General features: G+C 61.1%; 24 protein-coding genes. 8 read left to right on the top strand and 16 right to left on the bottom strand.

Going from position 1 to position 24,860, the window contains the following annotated elements; translation table 11 throughout:
* Nucleotides 1-11: 11 nt before the first annotated feature.
* Nucleotides 12-683 carry a response regulator transcription factor gene (locus tag ABJF10_RS09380; RefSeq protein ID WP_348544290.1) on the bottom strand — a complete coding sequence of 224 codons (672 nt, stop codon included), beginning with the start codon at nt 681-683 and terminating at the stop codon, nt 12-14.
* A 145-nt stretch (nt 684-828) separates the two neighbouring features.
* Between ABJF10_RS09380 and ABJF10_RS09375 the strand changes: the two genes are divergently transcribed.
* The 3 genes from ABJF10_RS09375 to ABJF10_RS09365 are packed head-to-tail and all read left to right on the top strand — an operon-like array spanning nt 829 to nt 3,903.
* The gene (locus tag ABJF10_RS09375) at nt 829-1,656 is read left to right on the top strand and encodes a hypothetical protein (RefSeq protein ID WP_348544289.1); all 828 of its coding nucleotides are present in this window, start codon (nt 829-831) and stop codon (nt 1,654-1,656) included.
* A 59-nt stretch (nt 1,657-1,715) separates the two neighbouring features.
* Complete coding sequence (locus tag ABJF10_RS09370; RefSeq protein WP_348544288.1) at nt 1,716-2,858, top strand: SGNH/GDSL hydrolase family protein; 1,143 nt, start codon at nt 1,716-1,718, stop codon at nt 2,856-2,858.
* 22 nt (nt 2,859-2,880) lie between these two features.
* The gene (locus tag ABJF10_RS09365) at nt 2,881-3,903 is read left to right on the top strand and encodes a ThuA domain-containing protein (protein ID WP_348544287.1); all 1,023 of its coding nucleotides are present in this window, start codon (nt 2,881-2,883) and stop codon (nt 3,901-3,903) included.
* Between the two features lie 42 nt (nt 3,904-3,945).
* Here ABJF10_RS09365 and ABJF10_RS09360 read toward each other — a convergent pair whose 3' ends face one another.
* From ABJF10_RS09360 to ABJF10_RS09335, 6 genes are read right to left on the bottom strand one after another with little or no spacing between them, the layout of a single operon-like run.
* Nucleotides 3,946-4,353, bottom strand: a complete 408-nt coding sequence (locus ABJF10_RS09360; protein WP_348544286.1) for a YlbF family regulator — start codon at nt 4,351-4,353, stop codon at nt 3,946-3,948.
* Between the two features lie 52 nt (nt 4,354-4,405).
* Nucleotides 4,406-5,677 carry a hypothetical protein gene (locus tag ABJF10_RS09355; protein ID WP_348544285.1) on the bottom strand — a complete coding sequence of 424 codons (1,272 nt, stop codon included), beginning with the start codon at nt 5,675-5,677 and terminating at the stop codon, nt 4,406-4,408.
* 14 nt (nt 5,678-5,691) lie between these two features.
* Entirely contained in the window at nt 5,692-7,365 is a 1,674-nt protein-coding gene (locus tag ABJF10_RS09350; RefSeq protein ID WP_348544284.1) for an alpha/beta fold hydrolase, read from the bottom strand.
* Nucleotides 7,366-7,368: 3 nt separating this feature from the next.
* Entirely contained in the window at nt 7,369-8,457 is a 1,089-nt protein-coding gene (locus tag ABJF10_RS09345) for a hypothetical protein (RefSeq protein WP_348544283.1), read from the bottom strand.
* A 51-nt stretch (nt 8,458-8,508) separates the two neighbouring features.
* The gene (locus tag ABJF10_RS09340; protein ID WP_348544282.1) at nt 8,509-8,868 is read right to left on the bottom strand and encodes a hypothetical protein; all 360 of its coding nucleotides are present in this window, start codon (nt 8,866-8,868) and stop codon (nt 8,509-8,511) included.
* Between the two features lie 12 nt (nt 8,869-8,880).
* Nucleotides 8,881-9,348 carry a DUF2092 domain-containing protein gene (locus tag ABJF10_RS09335; protein WP_348544298.1) on the bottom strand — a complete coding sequence of 156 codons (468 nt, stop codon included), beginning with the start codon at nt 9,346-9,348 and terminating at the stop codon, nt 8,881-8,883.
* A gap of 104 nt (nt 9,349-9,452) precedes the next feature.
* On the opposite strand from ABJF10_RS09335, the gene ABJF10_RS09330 reads away from it, so the two are divergent.
* Nucleotides 9,453-10,610, top strand: coding sequence for a hypothetical protein (locus tag ABJF10_RS09330; RefSeq protein ID WP_348544281.1), 1,158 nt, complete (start codon nt 9,453-9,455; stop codon nt 10,608-10,610).
* On the opposite strand, the gene ABJF10_RS09325 is transcribed toward ABJF10_RS09330, so the two are convergent.
* From ABJF10_RS09325 to ABJF10_RS09300, 6 genes are all read right to left on the bottom strand, one after another.
* Complete coding sequence (locus tag ABJF10_RS09325; RefSeq protein WP_348544280.1) at nt 10,597-11,535, bottom strand: IS1595 family transposase; 939 nt, start codon at nt 11,533-11,535, stop codon at nt 10,597-10,599. The genes ABJF10_RS09330 and ABJF10_RS09325 overlap by 14 nt on opposite strands.
* 172 nt (nt 11,536-11,707) lie before the next feature.
* A complete protein-coding gene (locus tag ABJF10_RS09320) occupies nt 11,708-12,043 on the bottom strand; it encodes a DUF2092 domain-containing protein (protein WP_348544279.1) in 336 nt (111 codons plus the stop codon).
* A 356-nt stretch (nt 12,044-12,399) separates the two neighbouring features.
* Nucleotides 12,400-13,386, bottom strand: coding sequence for a HupE/UreJ family protein (locus ABJF10_RS09315; RefSeq protein WP_348544278.1), 987 nt, complete (start codon nt 13,384-13,386; stop codon nt 12,400-12,402).
* Complete coding sequence (locus ABJF10_RS09310; protein ID WP_348544277.1) at nt 13,383-14,258, bottom strand: peptidylprolyl isomerase; 876 nt, start codon at nt 14,256-14,258, stop codon at nt 13,383-13,385. Before ABJF10_RS09310 ends, ABJF10_RS09315 begins: the two co-directional genes overlap by 4 nt.
* A gap of 19 nt (nt 14,259-14,277) precedes the next feature.
* Nucleotides 14,278-16,224, bottom strand: a complete 1,947-nt coding sequence (locus tag ABJF10_RS09305; RefSeq protein ID WP_348544297.1) for a DUF3604 domain-containing protein — start codon at nt 16,222-16,224, stop codon at nt 14,278-14,280.
* 120 nt (nt 16,225-16,344) lie between these two features.
* Complete coding sequence (locus tag ABJF10_RS09300; protein ID WP_348544276.1) at nt 16,345-16,671, bottom strand: hypothetical protein; 327 nt, start codon at nt 16,669-16,671, stop codon at nt 16,345-16,347.
* Here ABJF10_RS09300 and ABJF10_RS09295 point away from each other — a divergent pair.
* The 3 genes from ABJF10_RS09295 to ABJF10_RS09285 all read left to right on the top strand — a co-directional run bounded on the left by ABJF10_RS09295 (nt 16,619) and on the right by ABJF10_RS09285 (nt 20,406).
* Complete coding sequence (locus tag ABJF10_RS09295) at nt 16,619-17,503, top strand: aldo/keto reductase (protein ID WP_348544275.1); 885 nt, start codon at nt 16,619-16,621, stop codon at nt 17,501-17,503. The genes ABJF10_RS09300 and ABJF10_RS09295 overlap by 53 nt on opposite strands.
* Before the next feature lie 107 nt (nt 17,504-17,610).
* Nucleotides 17,611-18,978, top strand: a complete 1,368-nt coding sequence (locus tag ABJF10_RS09290; RefSeq protein WP_348544296.1) for a DUF1501 domain-containing protein — start codon at nt 17,611-17,613, stop codon at nt 18,976-18,978.
* A 36-nt stretch (nt 18,979-19,014) separates the two neighbouring features.
* Nucleotides 19,015-20,406, top strand: a complete 1,392-nt coding sequence (locus ABJF10_RS09285; RefSeq protein ID WP_348544274.1) for a sulfatase-like hydrolase/transferase — start codon at nt 19,015-19,017, stop codon at nt 20,404-20,406.
* A gap of 1 nt (nt 20,407) precedes the next feature.
* Here the strand turns inward: ABJF10_RS09285 and ABJF10_RS09280 are convergent, their stop codons facing one another.
* Complete coding sequence (locus tag ABJF10_RS09280) at nt 20,408-20,725, bottom strand: Dabb family protein (protein WP_348544273.1); 318 nt, start codon at nt 20,723-20,725, stop codon at nt 20,408-20,410.
* Nucleotides 20,726-20,834: 109 nt separating this feature from the next.
* On the opposite strand from ABJF10_RS09280, the gene ABJF10_RS09275 reads away from it, so the two are divergent.
* Nucleotides 20,835-21,767, top strand: a complete 933-nt coding sequence (locus tag ABJF10_RS09275) for a leucine-rich repeat domain-containing protein (protein WP_348544272.1) — start codon at nt 20,835-20,837, stop codon at nt 21,765-21,767.
* On the opposite strand, the gene ABJF10_RS09270 is transcribed toward ABJF10_RS09275, so the two are convergent.
* A complete protein-coding gene (locus tag ABJF10_RS09270) occupies nt 21,759-23,468 on the bottom strand; it encodes a glycosyltransferase family 39 protein (RefSeq protein WP_348544271.1) in 1,710 nt (569 codons plus the stop codon). The two genes, ABJF10_RS09275 and ABJF10_RS09270, sit on opposite strands and share 9 nt — an antisense overlap.
* Nucleotides 23,469-23,659: 191 nt before the next feature.
* On the bottom strand, nt 23,660-24,841 hold the full coding sequence (locus tag ABJF10_RS09265) for a hypothetical protein (protein WP_348544270.1): 1,182 nt from the start codon (nt 24,839-24,841) through the stop codon (nt 23,660-23,662).
* Between the last annotated feature and the right edge of the window lie 19 nt (nt 24,842-24,860).

Below are 24,860 nucleotides of genomic sequence, written 5' to 3'. Positions count from 1 at the left end.
CCGTCCGCTCGCTAAGTGCCGTTTTCCTGCACCCACTGCGCGGCGCGGCTGTAAAGCTCCGCGGCATTGCGCAACTGGAGCTTCTCCTTGATCCGCGCCCGGTAGGTATCGATCGTCGTTTCTCCCAAGTGCAGTTGCTGGGCGATTTCGCGGCCGTTGTATCCCCGGCCGATGAGTTGAAAGACTTCCAGTTCCCGATCGGCCAGCAAGTCCATCCGCGAACCCGTTCCCGCCGCGCGCGGGTTGGTGATCTTCTCCAGCATCAGCGTCGTCATCTTCTCGCCGAGATAGATCTTCCCGGCCAGCACCTGCTTGATCGCTTCCGTCAAAGTCGAGGACGCCTCGCTCTTGGAAATGTATCCCTTGGCGCCCGCGCGCAGCACCCGCTCCGCATACAGCGCCTCGTCGTGCATCGAAAGCACCAGCACCGGCACGGTCAAACCGTGGGCCTTCATGTCCTTGATCAACTCCAGCCCGCTCGACCCCCGCAGCGTGATGTCCACGATCGCAATGTCCGGCGACGTCTGCTCGATGATGCGCAATCCTTGCTGGATGTTGTCCGCCTCGCCGCAGACCGTGAAACCCGGCTCCCGCGCCAGCATATGACCGAGCCATTCACGGAACATCAGGTGATCTTCGACGAGGGCGACTTTAATGACTTTCTGGCTGGTTCTGTGAGGCATGATGCAGAGGGAGGGAACAACGGACGACGGGCACGGCGCTTTTCGGCTGGGCGCGGAAAGAGTCGCCAGCCTTCATCAGCAGTGACTTGTTTTGGGGAGGGACGGAGGGACAATTCGCAGCATCGAGCGCGGATTCGCGCACATCGTGGTCAACAATCGCAACAAAACTAATCAAATCTTCGGAAAAAAGGGAGAACGATTTTGTCGTCACTCATCGTCGATCCGTGTTACAGGCGATACGCTCATGCCTTCCGGCAACGTTCCCAACACCATTGCCCCTTCTGCCAACAAATCAAACGGGGCCACACGTCTCTGGCTGAGAGGGCTTCTGCAGAGCCGTGTCTGCCTCCTACCTACCTGGCGGGGCTGGGCTTTTCTGCTGCTCCTGGCGTCGTTCTTCGTCTTCGTGCTGGGGAGACAGCTTTGCGCATTTCTTTCCATCAACGATCCGATTCCCGGCGGCGTGTTGGTCGTCGAAGGCTGGGTGCCACCCTATGGCGCACGGGAAGCACTCGCCGAATTTCATCGTCATCCGTATCTGGGCATTTACGTCACCGGTGAACCGATTGAGGAAGACAATCCCTACATCGGCTTCCGCAACTATGCCGATTTTACCGTCGCCAAGATGACTCAAATGGGCGCACCGGCCGAAAGCCTCCACGCCGTGCCGGGCCCCTTTGTCGGCAAGGACCGAACCTACAGTATGGCGGCCACCTTGAAAAAACGGCTGGAGGCCGACGGCGTCTCGACGGCCAAGATCAACGTCGTCTCGATCGGACCGCATTCGCGCCGCAGTCGGTTGCTCTATCAGCTCGCCTTCGGACCTCATTCGCAGATCGGGATGATGGGCATTCCCGATCGCGAATTCGATTCCAGCCACTGGTGGAAAAGCAGCGCCGGGGTCCGCACGGTGGTCGGCGAGACGATCGCCTATCTGTACGCGCGCTTCATCTTCCGTCCGCCCTCGCCCTAAATCGCAACGGCGCGCTCCGGCGTTGGCAAAGGCCGCACGACCCCTCATCCTCTTTCATCATGAAGTCCCCCGTTCTCCTCACGGCACTATTCGCCACTGCCGTTCTTTCTCTCCACGCTCAGAATCCAGCGGCACCTGCGGGAGCCCCTCCCGTTCCACCGCGGGCCGCGCCCGCGCCGGAACCCAAGCTCGACTGGTACGACGTGACGAAGTGGGGCGTCGAAGGCCGCGCCTGGGGCGATCTCGAACGCCTGCGCTGGTTCGATCGCCTGCCCGCCGTCGCCGATGGCAAGGTCACCGCGGCGGTCTGGGGGCTGAGTCGCGACAGCGCGGGAATGATGGTGCGCTTCAAGACCGACTCGAAGCTCATCTGGGCGCACTACGTCCTGCGCTCCGAGCGCCTCGCGGGACCGAACATGACGGCGATCGGCGCGAGCGGCCTGGATCTTTACGCCCGGGATGAGCATGGCACCTGGCGCTGGGTCGGCGTGACCAAACCCGACAAGAAGGAAATCCGTCAGGAAATCGTCAATGGCCTCGCCCCGGGGACGCATGAATTCGCGCTCTATCTTCCTCTCTACAATGGCATTGAGTCGCTCGAGATCGGCGCCGCCGCCGGCGCGCAGTTCGAGGGCCTCAAGCCGCGCGACGCCAAACCCATCGTCTTCTACGGAACCTCCATCACCCACGGCGCCAGCGCTTCCCGGCCCGGCATGGTGCACACCGCCATCCTCGGCCGGCATTTCGACCGCCCGGTCATCAACCTCGGCTTTTCCGGCAATGGCCGGATGGACGCCGCCGTGGGCGAGCTGCTCGCGAAGGTGGATGCCGCCGTCTACGTCATCGATTGCCTGCCCAACATGGGGCCGGCCGATGTCCGGCTAAAATGCCAGCCACTGGTCAAGCAACTGCGCGCCGCGCATCCGGAGACGCCCATCGTCCTCGTCGAAGATCGGCGCTTTGCCAATACGTGGATTCGACCGGAGCGTCAGAAGTTTCATGACGATAATCACGCCGCGCTGCGCGAAAGCTTCGAGTCCTTGCAAAAGGAAGGCCTCACGAAACTCTACTACATTCCCGGCGACAATCTCATCGGCGACGATGCGGAAGGCGCGACCGACGGCTCGCACCCGAATGATCTCGGCTTCGTCCGTCAGGCCGCCATCTTTGAACCCATCCTGCGCCAGGCGCTCGGGCAGTAAGCAACTTTCCTTTCCCCCATTTATGAAACGCCTCGTCCTCTCTTCCTTCTCCGCCTTCATCGGCCTGGCCACCGTGACTTCCGTCCATGCCGCGCCGCTCACCTACGAGGGCACCGATGGCCCCGCCAAGGGCAAGCAGATCGTCTTCATCGCCAGCGATCACGAGTACAAATCCGAGGAGGCGTTGCCCGAACTCGGCCGCATCCTCGCCAAACACTATGGCGCGAAATGTACCGTGCTTTTCGGAGTCGACCCGCAGACCGGCTACATCCGCCCCGGCAACTCGAACATTCCCGGCACGGAAGCACTCAAGACCGCCGATCTCCTCGTCATCTTCACCCGCTTCCAAAATCTCCCATCGGAGCAGATGCAACCGATCGTCGATTATCTCGACCGCGGTGGTCCCGTCATCGGTCTCCGCACCGCCACACACGGGTTCAAGATTCCGACCGACAGCCCCTTTGCGAAGTTTGACTTCCAATACAAAGGCGAGGAATTCAAGAACGGCTTCGGCCGGCAAATCCTCGGCGAAACCTGGGTCGGGCACTACGGCCCGAATCACAAGTCCAGCACTCGTCTTGAAATCGTGGAAGAGAAGGCGGCGCACCCCATCTTGCGCGGGGTGAAAGACGCGTGGGCCGAAGGCGGCGCCTACAACGCCTACCCCATCGAGGGCAGCGAAATCCTCCTCACCGCCCAACCGCTCACGGGCATGGAACCTGGCTCACCGGTCGACGCCACCAAGATGCCCATGCCCGGCGCCTGGGTGCGCGAATACAAAAGCGCCTCGGGCAAAGCGGGCCGCGTCTTCGCCACGACTTACGGCGCCAGCGGCGACCTTTTGAACGACGGCTTCCGCCGCGTGCTCGTCAACGCCCACCTCTGGGCGCTCGGCCTCGAGAAGGACATCAAGCCCGACAACGACATCAGCCTCGTCGGCGCCTTCCGCCCCACCTGGCACGGCGGCACCAAACGCGCCAAGGACGTCAAGCCCGAGGAGTTGGCCGGCTGGAATTCCCCCATTCTGCCTGACGAAAAGGAGTAGCCTCTTCGCTCCGGAGGGCGCGGCTCCGTCAGTGCGCCGATATCAGTGACACCCGCAGTCGCTGCACGATCCATCGTGCACGTCCTCGAACTCCGGGCGGCGTCCCAATTCGAATGTCTTGTTCAAAAAGCGGCTCACGTTTTCGTGCAATTGCTGCAATTGGTCTTGCGCATCCAGAAACCCCACCGCCACCGGATCAGCCATGAACTTTTCGCGCATCGTCTCAAATTGCGCGACCTCCTCCGGCTTCAGCTCGCCGCCCTGGCTTTGCTTCATCCGCAGCAGATCGCCGAGCCCAGTAAGCTGCTGGTAGTCGTATTTCAACAACTCATTGCTCATGAAGGCATCGAGCTTCTGTTTGACGGTCTGAAAATCCGCCTGGTCAGCGATGGCCTGGCAGAGATCGAGGGTCTTTTCGGTGAGCGGGCTTTCTTTGACTTTGGTATCCATGGACTGGCGGGAAGGTAGGGCTGGCTTTTCGCGGTGGCAACCGAATGATCGGTTACTGTAGCGGGCCGGGCAACGCCTTTTCCGTCAGCCGGACGCCGGCAGCCGCCAGTTCCTCTCGCACTTTCGGCGAGGCGACGCCGGTGAGCAGGACGTGGTAGCCGGTGATTTTTCGCCCACCGAAATCGCCACCTTTGAGCGTCGCGAGGAATTGGGAAGCACGCTGCGTCCAGCAGGCGTAGTCCCACTCCAGCGGGACGACGACAGTGCCGTCCTGCGCGAGGCAGACGGGCAGGTTGCGGTCGGCGCTGACGATCGCCAGCGGACGCTCGCGATGCACCTGGGCCATGAGCTGGGCGCAGCGCCGGAAGAAGATGGCGTCCGTTTCGTCGGTCGCTTCAGTGGCGAGGCGCACGTACTCGTCGCGGCCGCTGGCGCCGCGCAGTTCCGCGAGCGCCTCGACCAGCAGCGTCTGGTTGGTCGGCGAGTAGGCGGTAGCGTTGAGGAACGCGACCGCATCCTCGCGCGGCACATCCATGGCAAGAAGTTTACCCAGACTGGCGCGGCGGAGATCGCTCGGGCTGCTGTCGCGCAAGGCATCCTCGGCGGCCGTGGAGACATTCAAGCCCGTGAGGGCCGCACCGGCGCCACCACCGACTGGGGCGAGCGCGAGAGTAACGGTCAGGTTGCCGGCAAATGACGCCCAGGAGATGCCGTTCAGATCCTTCTGCAGCGTCGGATTCGAGCTGTAAGGATCGACGCCGAGCTTGAGCGCCAGCTCGCGCTTGGCCTTGGAAAAGCCGACCGCATCCGCACCCGCACCATCTTCATACGGATTGCGCTCCCGCTTCTCTCCCGCCTCCTTGATCGACTGGCCGGCGCGGTTCATGAACTTCCAGATTCCCTTGGGTACACCACTCACGGTTTTTACGGGATCCGTCGCCAGATTCTTCGCCATCAGCAGCGGGCTCTTCGCGGCCTCGGCGAGCGCCTTCTTGTATTCATCGCTGCGGGAGACTTCGCGGACCTTGGCGATGGCCGCGATCTCCTGCACGCGCTGCACGAGTTGCGTATTGCCCGTGGCCTCGAAGATCCCGAAATCGGAATCGATGGTGTATTCATTCTGCCCGGCGTAAGTGAGCACCGGCTGGCGGACGGTGAAGTTCGGCCCGCGCTGATATTCCGGCCGCAGGATGGCGGTGGCATCGAGAGTGGGCGGCTCTTCAAAAGTCCCCGTGGCAGCGGGTGCGCGGAATTGGGCCTGCGCGCTAGCCGCGAAGGCCAGTGCGGCGATGAGGAACGGAGCAGTAGTGTTGCGGAGTTTCATGACTGGAAAACGGGTTAGTTTTTCGCGGCGCCCCCATGGAGCCGCAGGATGCGCTGCACCTCGACCATCGCCTGATGATTTTGGTGGGCGCTGTGTGAGGATGGGACGACGAGTTCCGACTGCGCGCCGTCGAGATGGCTGCTCCAGTAGGGCACGATGCCGTCGCTGCTCACCGGAGGCGTCTTGTCCTTGTTCCCGCCCTTGCCGCGGTCGCCGATGATCGAGTGATACGGGATGCCCGGCGTGATCGGGATGGCATTGATATTTTTCACGAAGCGGCTGTTCGGCGCAAGCGTGTCCACGCTGTTCGGCATGCGCTTGAGTTGCAGCGAACTGGTGTCCGCGCTCATCAGCTTCAACGCCTCGGGACCGGCCTTGAGAATCGTGGTCGGGGCGTGAATGAGACTGGAAGCCAGACGCCCGAACCAGCCGGTCGCCATGTCGGCGCCGCGATGCGGACCGGCGATGAAGATCACGCGGCCGATTTCGCCGCGATGCCGGAAGATCAGGGACTCCTCGAAGAGCTTTTTGGTTTCCGGCGAAAGGTCGGTCCGCGCCGGCGGCTTGCCAAACGTCTTCAGCCAGAGCTGGTCGCCACTGTCCGTGATCATGAGCCGGCTGATGAGGCTGCCCATGCTATGCCCGATGACGACCATCTTGTGCCGCAGCGGGTACTTCGCCTCGACAGCGTCGAGATCCTGCCGCAGCAGCGCCGCGGAATACGGATACGGATAGCCGCTGGGATAACTAAAGAACCAGAATTGATAATGCTGCCGGATGAACGCGTCGCCGCGCAGGTAATTGAGCATCGGCGCCCATGTCGCCGGCGAATCGACGAGACCGTGCACCACGAGGACCACGGTCTTGTTGGGATCGTACGGCTGGAGACGCGCCACGCGCGCCGTATTGGCATAACTGCCCGGGCGCAACGCACGGGCCAGTTCGAGTTTCTTCGGATTCTCCCGGGCCAGCATCACCGCCAGCGGCACCGTGAAATCCGCGGCCAGCGGATACGTGCGCCCCTCGAACTGCACCGTCTCCGCGTTCAGTGGATCGGCAAAGGAGATAACGCAACGCCGCCCTTTTTCAAAGCGCACGAGGCCAGTGATCCCGTAGTAAACGCGGTCGATCGTGAACGTCTCCTTCGCGTCTTTGCGCAGTTCCTTGCCCACCGCCACCATCGGTGCGCCAATGCCTTCCTTGACCGTGCGCTCGGTGACATAGGTGCCTTTGACATCGAACTGGTCCGCCGGGGTGAAGTCATACAACGCCGGGTTGTACTGCGGACGCGGGTCGGGCTGGTGTGTGAGGATGAAGTCGCCCCCGGCCGACGGCACGCGCAAGGGCTTCGACCACGGGTCGAGATTGGCACTCTTGATCGTGGAGAAGACACGCGCCACGGCGAAGTTATAAGCCTGCCGCGCCGCCTCGTCGTTCGGATGCCGCTGCAATTCCTGCGCGGCCGTCTCCGCGCAAGTCAGATACCGTCCAATCTCCGTTTGCGGATCCTTGCCCCCATCCTTGAGCGCGCCGAGGATCTCCTGGTTGATCGTCATCAGCGTGCCCACGGTCGAGCGCACGGGGGTAAAGTGTGGGCGCGTTTCCGAGATCGTCGCGTACTCCGAGCAGCCGGCGAGGCTGAGTGCCGCGGCGACGAAAATGAAAGACCAACGAGAAGAGAACGTCATGATTTAGAATTGGATGCCGAGCGTGATCTCCGGTCCATGAGTGAGGACGTCGTAGACCAGACCGTCATTGCGATAATTCACGTGATAGGCGCGATAGGTGGTCTCCGCGTAGATACTGCGTGAGAGCTGGCAGCCGACGCCGGCATTGACCTGCCAGGCCAGTTGCGAGCCCACCCCAAAGCCGCCAATGTCCGCCCGCCCGAGGAGGTACACTGACTTCGACATATAATAGCGTCCGCGGAGCCCGATGAAGGGATCCCACCAATCGTCCGTGCGCGCCACTTGGGTGTCCAATTTGTCTTTCAGCGCGCTCGCAATCTCCCCCGCCAGCTTCGATTTGGCCGCGTCGATGCGCGCCTGGATTCCCGATTTGATCGCGCCGTCGAGTTCCGACCGGCGCCGGTCCACGATCGCCCGCACCCGCTCCGCCGCCGCGCCACGCAGGGCGTCGGCGATCGGGCCATCGGGTAAGACCGGGTCGCGATTTTGCAGTGCGGAAAGCCTGTCCTCGACCCGTTGCTGAATCAGCGGCACCAATCGATCCCGCACGCCCTGCGCGATCCGATCCGCCAGCGTATCCACCACGCGCCGGCTGGCGTCGTCGATGGCTCCATTGTCCGGATGAATCGTCACCGACTGGTAAAGATTCGTGTACCGCACGCCGGCATAGACATCGACCCAGCCCCGCTGGCCCTCCGCGAGCCGCCAGGCGAAGGCGAGCTCCGCGATGTGCTGATCGAGACGCACATCGAGTTTCTTCACCAAGCCCGTGGCACCGACACCATCCGAAACGCCGAGGTAAATATACTCGCCCATGATGCTGAACTTGCCCTTGTGCGCCTCCGCGCGCAGCGAGGCGATCATGTCGATCTTCGGGATGATGTCATTCGGCCCGAGTTTGATATTGGAGGTAGTCCCATTGATGCCCGCCTTGCCGACTTCCCACGGAATCCAGCCGGGTGAACCAAGACTGAAGCGCCAGGGCTGAGCCGGTTCCAGCTCGGTGGGGGCGATCGTTTTCTTGTCGTTGTCGCCGGCAAGGGCGACAACACTGGAAGCGAGGACGGCAAGGAAAGGCAGAGCGTGTTTCATAATCGACTGGCAGGTGGTTTGCGGGAACGGGAACGCGGGATTGATGTCCACTCAATCCACGATGACATACACGGTCTCGCCCTGGTAGATGACCGTGCGGTAATAGACGCCGCCGACGAAGAAGCAGGAATACCCGCGATAGACGACGGTGCGATAGCCGGTAGGCACCACCCGGACGTAGCCGCGCGGCAGCGGGGCAGCATAAGGACGGCGGGCGACGGCGGTGCCATTCGGGCCGGAGACGGCCACGCCGCGGCGCGTGGCGACGGCCGCGCGATCTTCGCCGACCGCGACGGCGCCGCGCGGGCCGCGAACCACCGTCCCGTGACTGCCGCTGACGCCATAGACGGGGCGCGCTTCCGCGATGGTGGTGGTGATGAGAACAAACAGCGAGAAGAGAAGAGTTTTCATTGGTGCAGGGAGTTAGTGCTTCTTGGCCGCGGCGGCTTGCATCCGGGCAGTGGTCCACATTTCCACTTTCTGAGCGCCGGCCGGCGGATGGAGGGTGAAGTCCGTCGCCGTCACGGGTGCGGCGAGATTCCACTCGGTAAACTCGATGCGCACTTGCGGGTTGCCCTGGCGATGGAAGGTGGCGACCAGCTTGCGCGGCAGCGAATCGCCAACGGCGATCCAGAGTTCCGCGTCGGCCTCCGGGCCTTTCAACGCGAGCCGATGGCACTCGACACTGCCCAGTCCAAGGAAACCCGCGGACACCTTTTCATGACCGAGGTAGGTGACATGGCGCGCCTGCTCCCGGATCCCCCGGTAAGGATTGCTCACGGCAAACTCGGCGAGGGGCGGCGTGAAGCCGTACTGCTCATCGAGCTTGGCGACGAGCCCGTTGAGCGATGTGTGCATCGGCACGGTGGCGTAGACGTTCTTTTTCGGGATTATCTAGTTGACGCAAGCCCCGCAGTACGGGTAGGGGGTGAGGGATGCAGGACGATATACCCCCCGAACCAATTCCGATTTCATATCGTTCGCATCTTGTTCGGATGGCGTGGAAAGAGACTTGGGATTCCGCCATCGGACAGCATTGGAAGGCTGTCGCATGTGCAGCAGCCTCGGGCTGTGTCGCAGCATGGATTACAAAATTCATGCAGGGGGCAGACGCGATGAATCAGGCGATTGCATCAGGAGTCGGCGCAATTTTGGCGGCCTTAATAGTATTTTTGGCGGTCTATTTGCTGCATTTAATTTATATTACGCCAAAAGGGATATGCCAACGAAAACAGATTCAGGTTAGAGAATTACGTAGCGCACTGTCTTCAATTTATAGCAGAGCGGACGCGCCTAGAATGGTTTCGGAAATGGCCCTGTTTGAATCATTTGGAAATGGGAAGCATAAGTATCATTTCGGATTCAGAAATCATGGAGAGCGCCCATCTGAGAACGTAATTTTAAAAGTTATAATACATAAAAAAACCGATTTTTCGGAATCGCCAATCACGTGCATATATCAGCACGACCCAATTATTTACAAGCAAACTGGAATCATGCTTTCCGAGGAGATCGACTTCGCCAAAACAACGAAGATCGCGTTTATTAGTTGCCGTATTTATTTTACAGACAAATTGGCCGGTTTGGAGTATTTTGAATCAATGGATTGGATGTGGAGGGAGGGAGAATCAAAACTGGTATTTGCCCCGCCAGCAGCACTCCAGTTGCTGCGGGAGAAAAACGAACCGATATTCAATGCGCCCGCAATCGGGTTGATGGTAGAGCCGATAGAGGGGAATGAAAATTGGTTTTTGGCGGGGAAAATGCAAATAGCACAACCGTTTGTCTCAGGCGGGTTGGATGATCCATCTCAAAATATAGTGTCAAAATTGCGCGAAGATCGGACGCGCATTATGGAAGTAGTAACCAATCTAAATAATATCTTGGCTTCGTCTTGGAAATCTGAGGATTTAGAGGGAATATACAAGTGTATCCAGGTAGGGGTGGAATACATCAAAAAGTATGAGGCAGACGCCCCTCCGATGCCCGCGCGCTTATTGCCGGAATTAGTAATTCCAACATCAATAACCGATCCAAATGTAATCGAGGCATGGAACGCCGCAAGAATGCTGTGTTTTCGTCTCTCTTGCTTGGTGGACACACTAGAGACAAAGGCCGCACTTATTATAAGAGAACCCGTTATGCCGCCCTAACAAGTTCCGAATATGGAAGCGCCCCCGCCTTGACCAACTTCGTAAGCGTATCCCGAAAGATAAACTCGTTGCTCCGATTATTGAACCGATGCTCCAGTTCATCCAAATAGGCATCCAAGTGCTTCATGCTGACGTGGTGAAAGGAACCAACGATGCTGCGCTTCAGGAGGCTCCAGACGCTCTCAATTCCGTTCGTGTGAACGTCGCCGCGCACCCATTCCTCTGCGCGGTGATTGACGCTCTCGTGTCGCGTGTCTTCATCGGCCACGCCGTTGTAGGCCGGGAGCGAATCCGTGTAGATCGCCTCCGTATCAGGCGCGGTGTTATCGGCAATGAATTTGTGGAGCGTGGCCTTGTCCGCGTGCTGGATGATTTGCAGGCGAATCTTGCCCCCGCGTTGCACGGCTCCGATAGCGATAGCCTTATTGCCCTTATATCCGTGCCCCGTCCCGCGCGTCTTGCCGCCGACGTAGGTTTCGTCAACCTCTACAATACCCTTCAGAAGCTCACAATTGGCGTCACGCATCGCGTGGCGGATGCGGTGGCACAAGTGCCAAGCCGTCTGATATGCGATGTTCAGCGTCCGCTTAATCTGCAAGGCGCTCATCCCCTTCTTGCTCTCAGTCATCAGGTAGATGGCGAGAAACCACTTAGCGAGGGACAGGTGCGTATCGTGAAAGATCGTGCCGGACGTGGCGCTGAACTGATAGCGGCATCCGTTGCAGTCGTATTGGTCGCGGTCAAACACGGTGCTGATGCTCTTAGAGGCGCAGCGGGGGCATTCCACGCCGTTAGGCCAGCGAAGCTCAGTAAGGCGCTGGCGGCACTTTTCATTGCTCCCGAATTGCTCAATCAGGTTGACGAGATTGATTTCCGCTTTCTTAGGAATGTTGCAGGTGCGAGGTTTGCGTGAACGAGTTTTCATATGCCTAAATCAAAGAAAAAAGCCAACGAGATGACCGACAGAGAATTGCTCCATTCCTTGTTTCCGAAACCCATCATTAAGCAGCTTAGAGAAGCTGCTCAGAAGGCTCGCAAAAAAGGCAAGAAGTAATCCGAACATGCCCCACTATTCACCATCGGAAGACTTGTGTCAACTAGATAATCCCGTTCTTTTTCTCATCGACCAGCGAGAGCGTCTGCCCGTTGAAGATGAAATGCCGCACACCTCCTTTGCTGGTGGATCGCCCCGCGAGCTGGTTCGGCCGCTGGACGAGGACGGCCACATACGCCTGCTCGGGCACATTGCGCCCCTCGAGCAGCGCCGCATCGATCTCGCGCTCCGCTCGAAAGGAGAAGCTATGCGCAGCCGCGAGCTTAGCGGACATTTGCTTGAGCAGTTGGTCGGCGTTCGGCTCCGCAGCGGTGGCGGACAGCGACGAGCCCGCGAGCAGGGCGAGGACAGCGATGGTTCTGGATAGGGTAGGTTTCATAGGTAGGTGGGGTTATTCTGCGAAGCACTTGTCCTCTGCCATGGAGGCAGGTTTGCCGCCGTTGGGAAAGGCCGTTTTCTCCTCGCTCTGGCGTGGAACATTTCCATCTCATCCATAACTTCCGGTAATAGAAATGACTTCAATCAAGGCTGGAGAAAAATAAAGAGCCTTGATTTACCTTGAACAGGCTTGATTTGCCTTCATTTCGCGCCCTTCCGCCTCACCCCAAACGACCTGAGGTTTCCGTTGTTCCACGCCGCCCTCCGCCACTAATAACCATCGAGCGCATACTGTAGCATTAATTAAGCTACTTGTCAACATAAAAATGGCGGACCTTCATAGCGTGGGTGACCAGGTCAGAAAGCGGCGATTCGCTGAATGACCCAGAACATCGCGGTGGCGCCGATGGCGTAGGGCGGAACGAGTTCGGACCAGCGCGGCAACGGAATACGGATGCGGCGGACGAGCGCGATGAACGCCAGCGCCACGCCGATGAACAGGAAGTGCCCGGTCTCGACGCCGATGCTGAAGAAGAGCAGCGCGGCAGGAATGTGTCCGACCGGCAGTCCGGCTTCACTCAGGCCTCCGGCAAAGCCCAGCCCGTGCATGAGGCCGAAAGTGAACGCCACGAGCCACGGGGCGCGCGCCGTGATACCTTCGACGCCGCGCTGCTGGCGGACGATTTCCGCGGCGACAAAGACGATGCTCAGCGCGATCACGGCCTCGACGGGCGGCGGCGGGATGTGCACCCACCCGAGCGTCGCCGCGGTGAGGGTGAGGCTGTGCGAGATGGTGAAAGCGGTGACCGTCTTCACCAATCTCCAACCGCCCTGCGTGATGATGAGCAGCGCAAGGACGAAGAGTAGATGGTCGATGCCCGTGAGAATGTGCTCGATGCCGAGCACGGTGTAAGTGCGTGCGACTTCCAGCCCGCCCGGCGCGGCTTCGACCGTGAAGGACGGAGTCGCGGGGGTGAGCCGCGTGACTTGCGCGGAGCCGTCGAGACGTTCCAAACGCACCAGCACGTCGGTCATGGTCCCGGTCAGCCCCGCGATATGAATGGTGCCGCCGGTCAGCCCGCCTGCTCTCTTGATCGTCCAGCGCTCGGTGAAGGCGTTGTTCGCCATCGTCGCGCGGGGCGCGGTGACATTCGTGGTGCCAGTAGGAAGCTCGACGTAAAGTCCAAGGCGCAAATTCTCTCCCTGGGCCGGCACTTTCCAAAAGGCGTCATAAATCTCCGGCCCGGTCTGCCGCAATTCGAGATAGGCCGGCCGCACCTCGTGCGCGGAGAGACCGGAGGTCCACACCGCGAGGAAGATGAGGATCAGGAAGGCACGTTTCATTTTACCCTGGCCTCCGCGAGGCGCTTCTCTTCCGCCGACTGCGGGCGCTCGATCGCCACGTCGTAACGCTTGAGCAGTTCCCGATAGAATTTCTCATTCATTTCCAGCCGCCGGGTATTGGCCCACTCCCGGCGCACGGCGTCGCGCACTTCCGCCAGCGCGGGCACGCGCCCCTCCTGCCGCTCGCCGACGTAGACCAGGTGGACGCCGTAACCGGACTCGATCGGCCCTTCCCATCGGCCAGTCGGGAGCTCGCCCAGCCGGGCGGCGAATTTCTCCCCGAATTGTTTCACCGTCTCGCTGGCCTGCAATGACTGGAACGTATGCTCGAGCAGGAATGAATCGCCCAGTTCCGAGACATCGGCCTGAGCGCCGGATTGCTGCATCTGCGCGAGTAATTTCCCGGCATCGCGTGCCAGGTTTTCGCCGTGTCGTTCCGGATTGAGATAGACGTGGCGAAACGTGAAGCACCGCTGCGTGCGAAACGTGTCGGCATGTGCTTGGAGATAGGCGCCCAAGTCATCGTCCGTCGGCTCCGCCAGCGCGGCGACGTCATCGGTCAGGAATTCCATCTTTTGCCGCAGCCGGCGGCGGATGATGGTGTCATCCTTGTCCAGGCCCAGCGCTACCGCCTCGCGGGAATAGACTTCTTCCTGCACCCGGTCGCGGATCAGGCCGTCGATTTCCTCGCGGGTGGGCGGACGCCGCCACGTGCGGGCGAAGCCTTCGGCCATCGCGGCAACCTGCCCCTCCGAGATGACGATCTTTCCGGGTTCGCTGTTGCCGCGTTTGGACACCATGCCGTAGGCCGCGAAAATTACCGCCCCCAAGAGGAGGAAGTGCAGCAGCGGTTCGCGCAGAATTCGTTTCATCCAGCTGGGCGGCTCGCGGTTATTTGCCCGGTGTGTACCAGATCGCCGAAGTGTAGGCGCGCTCGGTGACCGTCATCGTGACTTCCGGGGGCATCTTAATGCCGAAGTATTTTGCGTCGTAGGCAGTCCAGCGCGGGGTCGGAATCTCGATGACCCGGCCATAGTAGAAGGCGCGAAGGGAAGGATCGAAGTCCGGGTCTTTCCACACGGCGATCAACTCGGGTGCGCCGATCGTGTTGGTCCAGGTGGCATTCGCGACATCCACGGTATTACCGACGGACGGAACCTTGCCGTTGGCGTCGCGCTTGCGGTCGCCGCTCCACACCACGTCATAGACTTGCTCATGCGTCTCGCCCTTGGCGTCGAGCCAGCCTTTGACGATCTGATAGCGGTCGAGGTTCGCCCCGATGGGATCTTTGAGCGCAGCGACAAGGAAGGTCGGTGCTTTGCCTTGCGGAGCGTCGCTCAGATCTCCACCCATCGGCACGCCCTTGGTGTAGCCGATCTTCGCGGGCATCCGATTATTCGCGTCCGCCGCCTCGAAATCGAAGCCGCCGAAGAAGCGGACGACCATGCGCGGCCCGGTAGTGGCGTAGGTTTCTTTGCGCTTCATCGCATCGAAGATCGATTCGCGCGTGTTCTCCTGCGCCCATACCGCGGCGTAGCCGGACGCGGACGTTTCCCAGCCCATGATCTTGAGCCCGAGCTTGGGATTGGTCATGAACGGGTGTTCGGAGCGCGCCGCACTCGGCTCGGAAGAGGAAACTTTCCCGAAGTAGTTGTCCTCATCAGCGGTCGAGAGGCCGGTGTGCGCGTCGGTGCTGCCGACCAAGCCAAATTTGTAAGGATTCACCCCGAACTCCTTGTCCAGCTTGAGGCCGTTCTTGTAGGCCGAGCGGACATACTCGAACTCCAGCATCTCGGGCTTTTTCTTTTCGCTCAGGTCGAGGTTGCCCTTGTCCCAGCGCTCGAAGTTGGCGAACTCGTCGTTGGGCGAGAGAAAAGGATGCGTCTCGCCGTCGCCTTTCATTTGCGTGGCTTCGTAGAGCCGCTCCCACTTCTCCCGCGTCACGGCGTACTCCTTGTCGACCTTCTTACCGGTGAACGACTCAATCATGGGAAACATCGTCCCATTGCCCAGGTTGCCATTGTGCGCGATGGCGAGCAATTCGCCGCCGGTCTTCTCCTCGTAAGCGGCCATCCACTTCCACAAGTCGCGGGGATTGGGACTGCCCTGCGGCGGCGTGGTGGTGTAAGGCTCGACAAGGCTGGCCTTCGCACCGTTGTCGCGATAGATGACATTGCGGTGCAGGTTGTTTCCCGCCACGAGCGAAGTCCACTCGTAGCCGATGAACGCGGTGAAACGCCCCGGATCGTTGGCGTCATCCGCCGCCTTGACGATCTCGCGCCAGGTCGAGCGAAAGCCGGCGGTGCCGGGAGCGTAGACGAGGGCCGGTGGAAACTTTCCCTGGGCGAAGCCAAAGACGATTTCCAGGCACGCCTGCTGGGCTTGGTCAGGTTTGCCCGACTGGATCATGTTATACCACTTCCGGCCGGTCGGATCGGCGAGCAGTTCCGGCTTGCCCGCAAGAAAGTCGGTGAAGAAGCCCATGTTGTCCGAGTGATCTGTGACCACGAGGAAATCGAGCGGCCGGGAGAGCTTGGCGGGCTGTCCGCTGGAGGCCACGACCTGTTCGCCCTTCGCAAAGCGATACGCTTCCTTCGGCCCGAGGCGGCAACCGGCGGCTCCCGCGTCAAATGACAACGAGGTGTGCAGATGCGTGTCGCCGAAGAACGGGCGCGTGGGAAAACTGCGATTCGCGTACGGCGAATACGGCTGCTTGGTGGGGAACACCTTGGTGGAGTCGATGATACCCGTGTCGGTGTTGATCTCTTCGGCTCGGACGCCGTTCGTGGCGAGCGTTAGTCCGCAAACGAATGCGGCGGCGAGGAAAGTTTTGGTCATCATGGTGTGTGGGCGTGTGGTGATCGCTTGGTTTAACTTCAGGGCGCACTCAGCGCACGGGTTGAGACTCCGGAAACTTCCTAGTGCCGTCGAGAATACTTTCCAGAGGATGGCTTTCATTCATTTCACTTCCTCGATGTCGGGCAGCACCCACGTCTTCTCGAAGAACGCCTTGGTCGGCGCGTAGGCGCGGAACATGACTTCGTGCAGATACACCTCGGCGCTGCCCGATTTCGGCGCGGTATCGAACGGCGCATAGAAATTGCGCACCTGCTCCCAGTAATCGCTGAATTGGTTGAGCGTATAACCCTCGCCGGCCTGCTCACCATCATGCAGGGGAAAGAGAGATGATCCGGCCGGCCCCTCACGCAGGAGCGATAAGGAAACAATCGATATGACTACACCTGCCAACAACCGAACCGCGGCAAAGAGCGGCACCTTTTCCATCGGGGGAGACATTCCCGTCCATCGACTGGGCTTCGGTGCCATGCGCCTCACCGGCCAGGGCATCTGGGGCGAGCCCGCCGATCGTGCCGAATGTCTGGCCGTGCTGCGCCGCGCGGTGGAGCTCGGGATCACACTGATCGACACGGCTGACTCCTATGGGCCCTTCGTCTCCGAGCGGCTGATCGCCGAGGCGCTTTATCCTTATCCAAAGGATCTGCTCATCGCCACCAAGGCGGGGCTGCAGCGCGGCGGGCCGGATGAGTGGACGCCGGATGGCCGTCCCGAGTATCTGCGCGAACGCTGCGAGGGCAGCCTCCAGCGTTTGCGCGTCGAGCAAATCGGTCTCTTCCAGCTGCATCGCATCGACCCCAAGGTGCCGCTGGAAGATCAGATCGGCGTGCTGCTTGAACTGCAACACGAGGGGAAGATCCGGCACGTCGGCTTGTCGGAAGTGAACGTGAAGCAGATCGAAGCCGTGCGCCGCTTGACGCCGATCGCCACCGTGCAAAATCTTTACAACCTCTCGGACCGTCACTCCCAGGCCGTCCTCGACTATTGCACTCGGGAGAACATCGGGTTCATCCCGTGGTTTCCTCTGGCTACCGGCAGCCTGGCCAATGCCGACAGCCCGCTCTCTCAATCCGCGAAAAAGCTCCATGCCACGCCCGGCCAGATCGCCCTCGCCTGGCTGCTGAAGAAGTCTCCCGTGATATTGCCCATCCCGGGCACCGCGAAAGTCGAGCATCTTGAAAGCAATACCGCAGCCGCGCTGCTCGAGATCGACGACGCGCTGATGCAAGAGCTCGAAAAGCAGACGGCGAATTCAGCCTAGTGCGCACGGCGCGTTGGGATTATCATGGTATCCCTCCTCGCATGTCTTCGCCCTCGGAAAAGCCCTCCATCATCCCGTGTGCCGGCCCGCTGAGCCGGCGGGGATTCATGCGCATCGGGCTGACTGGCTTCGCCAGCCTGAGCTGGCCGGGGCTCTTGCGCCTCCGCGCGGAGAACAGCGCGAAGTCGCCGAAGGAGAAGACGGCGGTGATCCTCGTCTGGCTGCGCGGCGGGTGCTCCCATCTCGACACCTACGACCCAAAGCCGGACATCGGCAGCGAATATCGTGGGCCGTTCAAGACGATCTCCTCGAAGGTGCCCGGGACGCACTTGACGGAGCTCATCCCGCTCCAGGCGAAGATCGCGGACAAGTTCACGCTCCTGCGCTCGATGACGCACACCGGCGGAGGACATCCGGCGGGCTCGCTGCAAATGCTCTCGGGCGATCCGGATTCCCGCGACAAGCCGAAGCCGGTGCTGCCCGATTGGATGACGGTCGCCAATTACCTGCGCGCCAGGACCGGGCGAAAGAATCCGCTGCCAAACTACATCGGCGTCAATCCGATCATCAACTACGACAGCTTCACCATCGCGGGACCCGGCTATGTGAGCGCGGCCTATTCGCCGTTTTCCGTGCTGGGCGATCCCAGCCGGCCCGACTTCGAGGTACCGAACATCGGCCTGTCCGACCCGGCGCAAGTCGCGCGGCTGAGCGATCGCGTCGCCTTGCGGCGCAGCCTCGACACCCTGGAGCGCGGCATCGACACCTCCGGCCAGATGCAGACGCTGGATCAGTTTGAAACACAGGCGATGACGTTGCTGACGAATCCGCAGACGCGCAACGCCTTCGATCTGACGCGGGAAGACGCGCGCACCCGCGACCGCTACGGGCGGCATCGCTGGGGACAGCAACTGCTGCTCGCCCGCCGGCTCGTGGAATCCGGCGTGGAGATCATCACCAGTTGTCTCGATGGTCCGCAATGCGGCCGCGTGGCCAATTGGGACGATCACGCGGTGAATCATCATATCTTCGACGCGCTGCGCTTCCGCATGGGGCCCTTCGATCAAGCGGTGTCCGCGCTCATCGAGGATGTCTACGCGCGCGGATTGGACAAGCGGGTGCTCGTGGTGGTGAGCGGAGAATTTGGCCGCACGCCGAAGATCAGTTTTCAGCCGAGCTCGGGGCCCGGGCAGGCCAGCGCGCCGACCGGCACGGTGCAGCCAGGCCGCGACCACTGGCCGCGCGCCTTCACGAATCTCTGGGCCGGCGGTGGCATCCAGACCGGCGGCGTCATCGGCGCCACCGACCAGCGCGGCGAAGATGTGGTCGAGCGCGCCTGCGGCCCAGGCGATTTCCTGGCGACGATCTATCATCATCTCGGCATCGATGCGGAGAAGGTGACGATTAATGATTTTAACGGCCGGCCGACACCGCTGATTAACAACGGCCGGCCCATCCCGGAGCTGGTCGGCTAAATCCGGCGCACTCCTTTTCGCCCCCCTGCCCGCTCCATGAGATCGTTCCTCCCCCTTTGCACCGCGCTATTTCTCTTCGCGTCCATGGCGCAAGGCGCGAGCCGCCCGAACGTCGTGTTGATCCTCATCGACGACTTTGGTTACGAATGCGTGACCGCCGATGGCGGCGAAAGCTACCGGACGCCCGTCATGGACAAGCTCGCGGCGACCGGCGTGCGCTTCTCCCAATGCTACGCGCAGCCCCTCTGCACGCCCACGCGGGTCCAGTTGATGACCGGCCTGGGCAACCGCCGCAACTACACCCATTTCGGGCATCTCGATCCGTCGCAGATCACCTTCGGCAACCTGCTGAAGGGGGCGGGCTACGCGACGTGCATCGCCGGCAAATGGCAATTGAGCAACGGCCTCGACGGGCCCGCGCATTTCGGCTTCGACGAATACGCGTTGTGGCAACTCACCCGCCGCCCCGGCCGTTACAAGAATCCCGGTCTCGAAATCAATGGGCAGCTCCACGACTACACGAAGAACGAATATGGGCCGGACATCGTGAGCGACTATGCGCTCGATTTCATCACGCGGAAGAAGGACCAGCCGTTCTTCCTCTATTATCCGCTGATGCTCACCCACGAGCCGTACGATGCGACGCCCGACAGCGCGGATTACATCGAGTCGAAGAGCGGGAAGAACCAGAAACCGCTCGGCCATTTTCCCGACATGGTCGCCTATACCGACAAACTCATCGGCAAGCTCGTGGCCAAGCTGGAGGAACTGCACCTGCGCGACAACACTGTGCTGCTCATCCTCGGCGACAATGGCACCGGCCGGGGCACCCCTTCGCGGTTCCAGGGGCGCGACGTCTTGGGCGGCAAGGGCACGACCACCGCGTGGGGCACGCATGTCCCGGCGATCGGTAACTGGCCCGGCCACTTCGCCAGCGGCCAGGTCTGCCCGGACCTGATCGATGCCACGGATTTCCTGCCCACGATTTGCGAAGCGACCAGCATGCCCGTGCCCGCGGAACTGAAGATCGACGGGCGCAGCTTCCTGCCGCAATTGCGCGGCGAGCAGGGCAATCCGCGCGACTGGCTCTACGCTTGGTATAATCCGAGCGGCGGCGCGACGGCCAAAGCCGAGTTCGCCCACGACGCCCACTTCAAGCTCTACACCGACGGGCGTTTCTTCGCCGTGAAACAGGACGACAACGAGAAATCCCCGCTCGACGATCAGACGCTCGATGCCGGGGCCAAAGCCGCCAAGGCGAAGCTGCAAGCCGCGCTCAAACAATTCGACGGGCCACGCGAGGAGGCATTCATCAAACAGTCCCAACCCTTCGGCGGCGAGAAGGGTGAGGACGCCAACGGAAATAAAATCGGTGGAGGCAAGGGCCGCAACAAGGCCGGCGCGCCGGTGAACCCGCCACCGCCCTAAGCTAGGCCAGGGGCGCGACGTCGTAGACGACCACGCGCTCGAAGAAGGCTTTGCACTTCGCGACGAAGCGGGCGTGGTCCTGGCATCCCGCCTGGTAAAATTCATGGTCGGCCAACGTCTTGAAATGGAAGGAGGTGGCGTAGTCGAACGAATGATCGGTGACCGGACGTTCTTCCGTGGCCGCCGGCTTGCCGGCGAAAGCGCGCTCGAGGTAGGTGATTTGCGTGAGAAGCTGCAATTCGCTCTCGAAGGTCGCGCGATCTTCCGCAGTCAAATCTTTCTTCAACCAAAAGTAGGCACTGTGAATGAGGGCAGGCATGGGATGTAAGGAATGTGTCAGATGTGGATTGGAAATCCTGGGCCGTCGAGGATTTTGCCCAAGGCGTTCGTGCTTGGCGGGAGCAATGGCGGCTGTTAGCAGCAAGCTCGTGCGCCTCCCCCTCCTGATGCTCTGCGTGCAATTCCTCCTGGTCGCCTCCGCCCGCGCCGTGACGCTCGCGGATTATGCGCGCCAGCATCCGCTCAAGCTCTTCGTCGCCAGCAAGGATGCGGTGATGCCGAACACGACCGACCAGACCAACAACTTGAAGGACGGCGACCGCGCCCTGCTGCTTTCCAGCCTGGGACTGACGGACATCACCGGCATCAGCCAGCTCATGGTCGAGGACAATGGCCAGAGCGTGCCCATCACTTCGGTGAAAAACCTGCACGTATTTCTCAATCGCAACGCAATCACGGCCATCCCGGAGGAAATCGCCGCGCTGAAGAACGTCATCTTCCTCTATTTCGAATACAATCCGCTCCGCACCCTGCCCCGCGCGCTCACCCAGATGGATAGCCTGAGCGGGATGTATTTCACCGGGAATCAATTCACGGAGATCCCGCCGTTCGTTTTTGAAATGACGCGACTGCGCAAACTGCAGTTCGCCAAAAATCACCTCACCGCGTTGCCGCCGGAGATCGGGAATCTCACCCAGCTCATCCACTTCAACATTGGAGACAACCAGATCGCCGAGCTCCCCGAGACCATCGCCAAGCTCACGCTGCTGCGCGTGTGCGAGCTCTCGGACAATCGCCTCGCCGTGCTGCCGGAGGCCTTCGGCAACGTGCCCATCCTCTATCAACTGCGCGTGCGCAACAATCCCCTCACCGCCCTGCCCGCCGGCTTCGCCGCGATGCCCGGCACCATCGACATTACCGGCACGAAGATCGACCTCGAGAAACTCCCGCTCGAGCTGCGGGCGAAGATCAATACCGAGAAACCGCCCAAGGCCGTGAGCAATCAGATCGTCAAAAGAGGAGCGCGGGACAAAACGACCCCGGCGCCGCCGGAGGTTCCGAAACCGAACGACTCAAAATGAGGGGTCGGCTTGCTTCTCGGCCTGCGCACTGACCGCCATCACGGGAATAAATCCCCGCTGAAAGCCACGGGCCGAAAAGAGCAGCAAGTAATCCTTCACCTTCTCCGCGGCGACAAAGTCATGTGGCCCGGGCTCGAGGAGACGCTCCCCCGAAAACGGCATCCCATCCAGTTCCCCCATCACCTGTTGGGCCTCCGGGGTGAGGAACGTATAGCGCGCAGCGATGCGGGTCTCGAAATGAATCTTCGTCCGGGAATCGGGCTCCGTGGGCTTCACCTTTTTCCCCACCATCCACAGGCCGTGCCCAATCAACAAATAGTTCTCCCGCACAAAAGCGGTCGCCGGCTTGGTCAGGTCGCGGATGCGGACGAGGGAGGTTTGGGTATCGATGAGATTCTGGGCGATGTCATCCACGATCAAGCCGCGTTCGATGCGAACCTTGGTGAAGGCCTCAAGGGCGTAATAGAAAGGCCGCATCCGAAAGATCGTCTCCCCGGTCGCATCCATCACAAATTCGTGCTTCTCCGTCGCCTTCAGGACATCCGCCACCATGACCGTATGGGAAGCCATATTGTCCGTCCACGACGAGGTCTTCAAAGTAAGTACGAGGATTTCGATGGCGGCCAGCAGCGGAAAGCCCGCCGTCAAGAGCCACCGCCGCCGGTCGGCGGAAGAGACGCGATCCACCAGGAAGAACAGCGCCGCCACCACGACCAATGTCGCCAACGGGATCACGGGCAGATCATCCTGGCGTGAGAGTGTGGGGAAAAACGTCTTCAACGCCGTGAAATAAAAGCCCGCGGTCAACACGAGACCGATGCGTTGAATGTCGATGGCACTGTAGGAGCGTTTCCGGACGAAGGCATATACGACCAGGACAACCAGCAGAAAGAGCGGGAACCACAGCACATGCCCATCGAAACGTTCCCAATTTTGGGAATGAGGGATGAGGTTGAAACCGATGTTGTAGTACAAGTACTGCCGGGCCATTCCCTGCGCCGCAAAAAACAGCAGCGCCGCACCCGGAACCATCACGAAGCCGCCTAGGCCCGCCAGCGCCTTCACTACCAGCGAACGCACGATTCCCTGGCCTCCTTCGTTCCAGGTCCGCACGGCGGCCATCAATGCCCACGGGCCCAGCGCGCCGACCATCAACCCCGTCTTTACCGTGACGCCAAAGCAGCCTCCGAGGAGCAACCCCGTGAGGAACGCATGCTTCTTGCCGAAAGACTGGCGCGTGATCGTCACAAGGGCCAGCAGCCAAAGGACGGTCCAAAGCACATCCGTCCGAAATTCCGCGGACGTCAAAAAATACTCCGGGTAAAAACCAGTCAGGATCGCCGCCCAGATCCCGACATTCCGGGAGAACAAGTCGGTGCCAACCCGATAGACGCACCACAGGCAGATCGCCAAGAACGGAATCATCGCGAAGCGCATCAGGATCAGAATATCCGGACGTTCCCCGAGCACACGGAAAAGGGGCGCGAGCAGGACGTGAAAAAGAGGCCCATGATTGTCAAAGACGTCTCGATAAGGGAGATACCCATTCACCCAACCCCAGATCACGTGCAGGTGCTGCGGTTCATCCGCATCGACCCGAAAACGAAACGCGCAGACGCCGCGCAAGATCAGCATCACCACGAAAATGAGGATATAATGTGACCGCCTGACGGGGGCGAGCGATGGGACGGTGGATGACATTTTCTAGATGCGGGGACGGGCGCGACCTTGGCCATGGATTCGGCCAACGAGCCCACGTTGCTCGTTGAGCATTGGGCTTTTTGATCGGTCGCGGCCTCAGTCGCCGTCGACTGGAGGGATTGCCTCGTCCGCCGTCAAGCGTTCCTGCCCATCTTGCATGCTTCCCGGTCGACCGAGGGCTTCACCGCGCCTCAATTCGACTGCTCCTCGGGTTTGATCGTCAGCAGGGTAACGGCCGTGGTGAGCGTGACGCGAGGAATGGTCAGCAGGTTGGCCGCATCGGGAACGCCCTTGCCCGAGGCAACGACCTTCCGGTCGCGCGACACCTCCCAGGCGTAACTCTTGCCAGCCTGCACTTTGAACTGCTGAAGGCGGCGCAGCGTGATGTCGGCTTGCGCGGTTTCCGGGACCACCGGGGGCTTTTCCTTCACGGGGGGATGGGCGATCCACAATTCGAGGGCGAATTGCGCGGGCGTGTCCTCGTGCTGCTTCCAGCGAAACCAGGCGTTCATCTGGCCCGCATTGGTGAAATCGGCGGGGGCATTCAGCCACGGGCAGATCTGATCGCACGAGGCGTGGGTGAAGACGGGGTACGCTTCGTTGCGGCGGATTTCCAGCCAGGGAAATGCGAGCGCCACATCGCAGAGAGGAGATTTGGCGATGGCCGTGCTGAAGGTGGTATGCCCGAAGGGACCCCAGCCAAGCACCAGCGGCAAATGGCCCGCCTCGGCGGCCTGCACGAGGGCGGGCTGGGTGATGGACCAATTGTCCGTCGGCGAGGAGAAATCGACGATCACCGGCGGATCGGGCAATCCGACGCCGGTCGCACGGCGCAACCAGGCTGCGCGCTCCGCCGCCGGGGCGTCCTGCGCCGGCGAGGGAGCAAAGTCACCCATGCGCGCCGAGGCGTAACCGGTGCCGGCCGGAACATCCGCCCGAATGGCGGCGAAGATCTCGCCATGCGGCATCCCCAAGCCGAGCGTGCCGCAACCGCCCATCGAAACACCGCAAAGGTAGATGCGCTCGCGATCGACATGGTAGCGCGCGGCGACCCATTCGATGGTCTCGAGTACGCGCCGTTCGGCGGGCGGAGCGGCGTCACTATGCTGCGCGCGGTTGAGCCGCGTCTGGGTCCAGCCCCACCACTCCGCATTGGTCGAGTTGAGATAGAGCGAATAGAAATCGTCCGGCGAATTCGTCATCACCGTCGCCGGATCTTCGTGACTCCCATCGAGCTGCCGGCCGAGACAGGCGAAACCCAAATAGTCGTAGGCCGTGCGATTGGCGGAATGCAGCACCACGCAGAGCGGCGCATTCTCGCGCGGCTGTTTCGGCGCGACGACGTAGAAGGAATCGTGGTTCTGCTGCGCCACGCCCGTTTCCTTCTACGTC

Origin of the sequence: Chthoniobacter sp., from assembly GCF_040003245.1 — a bacterium.
GTDB lineage: Bacteria > Verrucomicrobiota > Verrucomicrobiia > Chthoniobacterales > Chthoniobacteraceae > Chthoniobacter.
Note: the sequence above shows the minus strand (reverse complement) of the source record. Positions and strands in the feature narration are given on the sequence as shown.

What these genes read in the sequence shown, in the direction of transcription:
- ABJF10_RS09380 (WP_348544290.1), bottom strand. Translation starts at nt 683, where the DNA reads ATGCCTCACAGAACCAGCCAGAAAGTCATTAAAGTCGCCCTCGTCGAA.
- ABJF10_RS09370 (WP_348544288.1), top strand. Translation starts at nt 1,716, where the DNA reads ATGAAGTCCCCCGTTCTCCTCACGGCACTATTCGCCACTGCCGTTCTT.
- ABJF10_RS09365 (WP_348544287.1), top strand. Translation starts at nt 2,881, where the DNA reads ATGAAACGCCTCGTCCTCTCTTCCTTCTCCGCCTTCATCGGCCTGGCC.
- ABJF10_RS09360 (WP_348544286.1), bottom strand. Translation starts at nt 4,353, where the DNA reads ATGGATACCAAAGTCAAAGAAAGCCCGCTCACCGAAAAGACCCTCGAT.
- ABJF10_RS09355 (WP_348544285.1), bottom strand. Translation starts at nt 5,677, where the DNA reads ATGAAACTCCGCAACACTACTGCTCCGTTCCTCATCGCCGCACTGGCC.
- ABJF10_RS09350 (WP_348544284.1), bottom strand. Translation starts at nt 7,365, where the DNA reads ATGACGTTCTCTTCTCGTTGGTCTTTCATTTTCGTCGCCGCGGCACTC.
- ABJF10_RS09345 (WP_348544283.1), bottom strand. Translation starts at nt 8,457, where the DNA reads ATGAAACACGCTCTGCCTTTCCTTGCCGTCCTCGCTTCCAGTGTTGTC.
- ABJF10_RS09340 (WP_348544282.1), bottom strand. Translation starts at nt 8,868, where the DNA reads ATGAAAACTCTTCTCTTCTCGCTGTTTGTTCTCATCACCACCACCATC.
- ABJF10_RS09330 (WP_348544281.1), top strand. Translation starts at nt 9,453, where the DNA reads ATGGCGTGGAAAGAGACTTGGGATTCCGCCATCGGACAGCATTGGAAG.
- ABJF10_RS09325 (WP_348544280.1), bottom strand. Translation starts at nt 11,535, where the DNA reads ATGAAAACTCGTTCACGCAAACCTCGCACCTGCAACATTCCTAAGAAA.
- ABJF10_RS09320 (WP_348544279.1), bottom strand. Translation starts at nt 12,043, where the DNA reads ATGAAACCTACCCTATCCAGAACCATCGCTGTCCTCGCCCTGCTCGCG.
- ABJF10_RS09315 (WP_348544278.1), bottom strand. Translation starts at nt 13,386, where the DNA reads ATGAAACGTGCCTTCCTGATCCTCATCTTCCTCGCGGTGTGGACCTCC.
- ABJF10_RS09310 (WP_348544277.1), bottom strand. Translation starts at nt 14,258, where the DNA reads ATGAAACGAATTCTGCGCGAACCGCTGCTGCACTTCCTCCTCTTGGGG.
- ABJF10_RS09305 (WP_348544297.1), bottom strand. Translation starts at nt 16,224, where the DNA reads ATGACCAAAACTTTCCTCGCCGCCGCATTCGTTTGCGGACTAACGCTC.
- ABJF10_RS09295 (WP_348544275.1), top strand. Translation starts at nt 16,619, where the DNA reads ATGACTACACCTGCCAACAACCGAACCGCGGCAAAGAGCGGCACCTTT.
- ABJF10_RS09300 (WP_348544276.1), bottom strand. Translation starts at nt 16,671, where the DNA reads ATGGAAAAGGTGCCGCTCTTTGCCGCGGTTCGGTTGTTGGCAGGTGTA.
- ABJF10_RS09290 (WP_348544296.1), top strand. Translation starts at nt 17,611, where the DNA reads ATGCGCATCGGGCTGACTGGCTTCGCCAGCCTGAGCTGGCCGGGGCTC.
- ABJF10_RS09285 (WP_348544274.1), top strand. Translation starts at nt 19,015, where the DNA reads ATGAGATCGTTCCTCCCCCTTTGCACCGCGCTATTTCTCTTCGCGTCC.
- ABJF10_RS09280 (WP_348544273.1), bottom strand. Translation starts at nt 20,725, where the DNA reads ATGCCTGCCCTCATTCACAGTGCCTACTTTTGGTTGAAGAAAGATTTG.
- ABJF10_RS09270 (WP_348544271.1), bottom strand. Translation starts at nt 23,468, where the DNA reads ATGTCATCCACCGTCCCATCGCTCGCCCCCGTCAGGCGGTCACATTAT.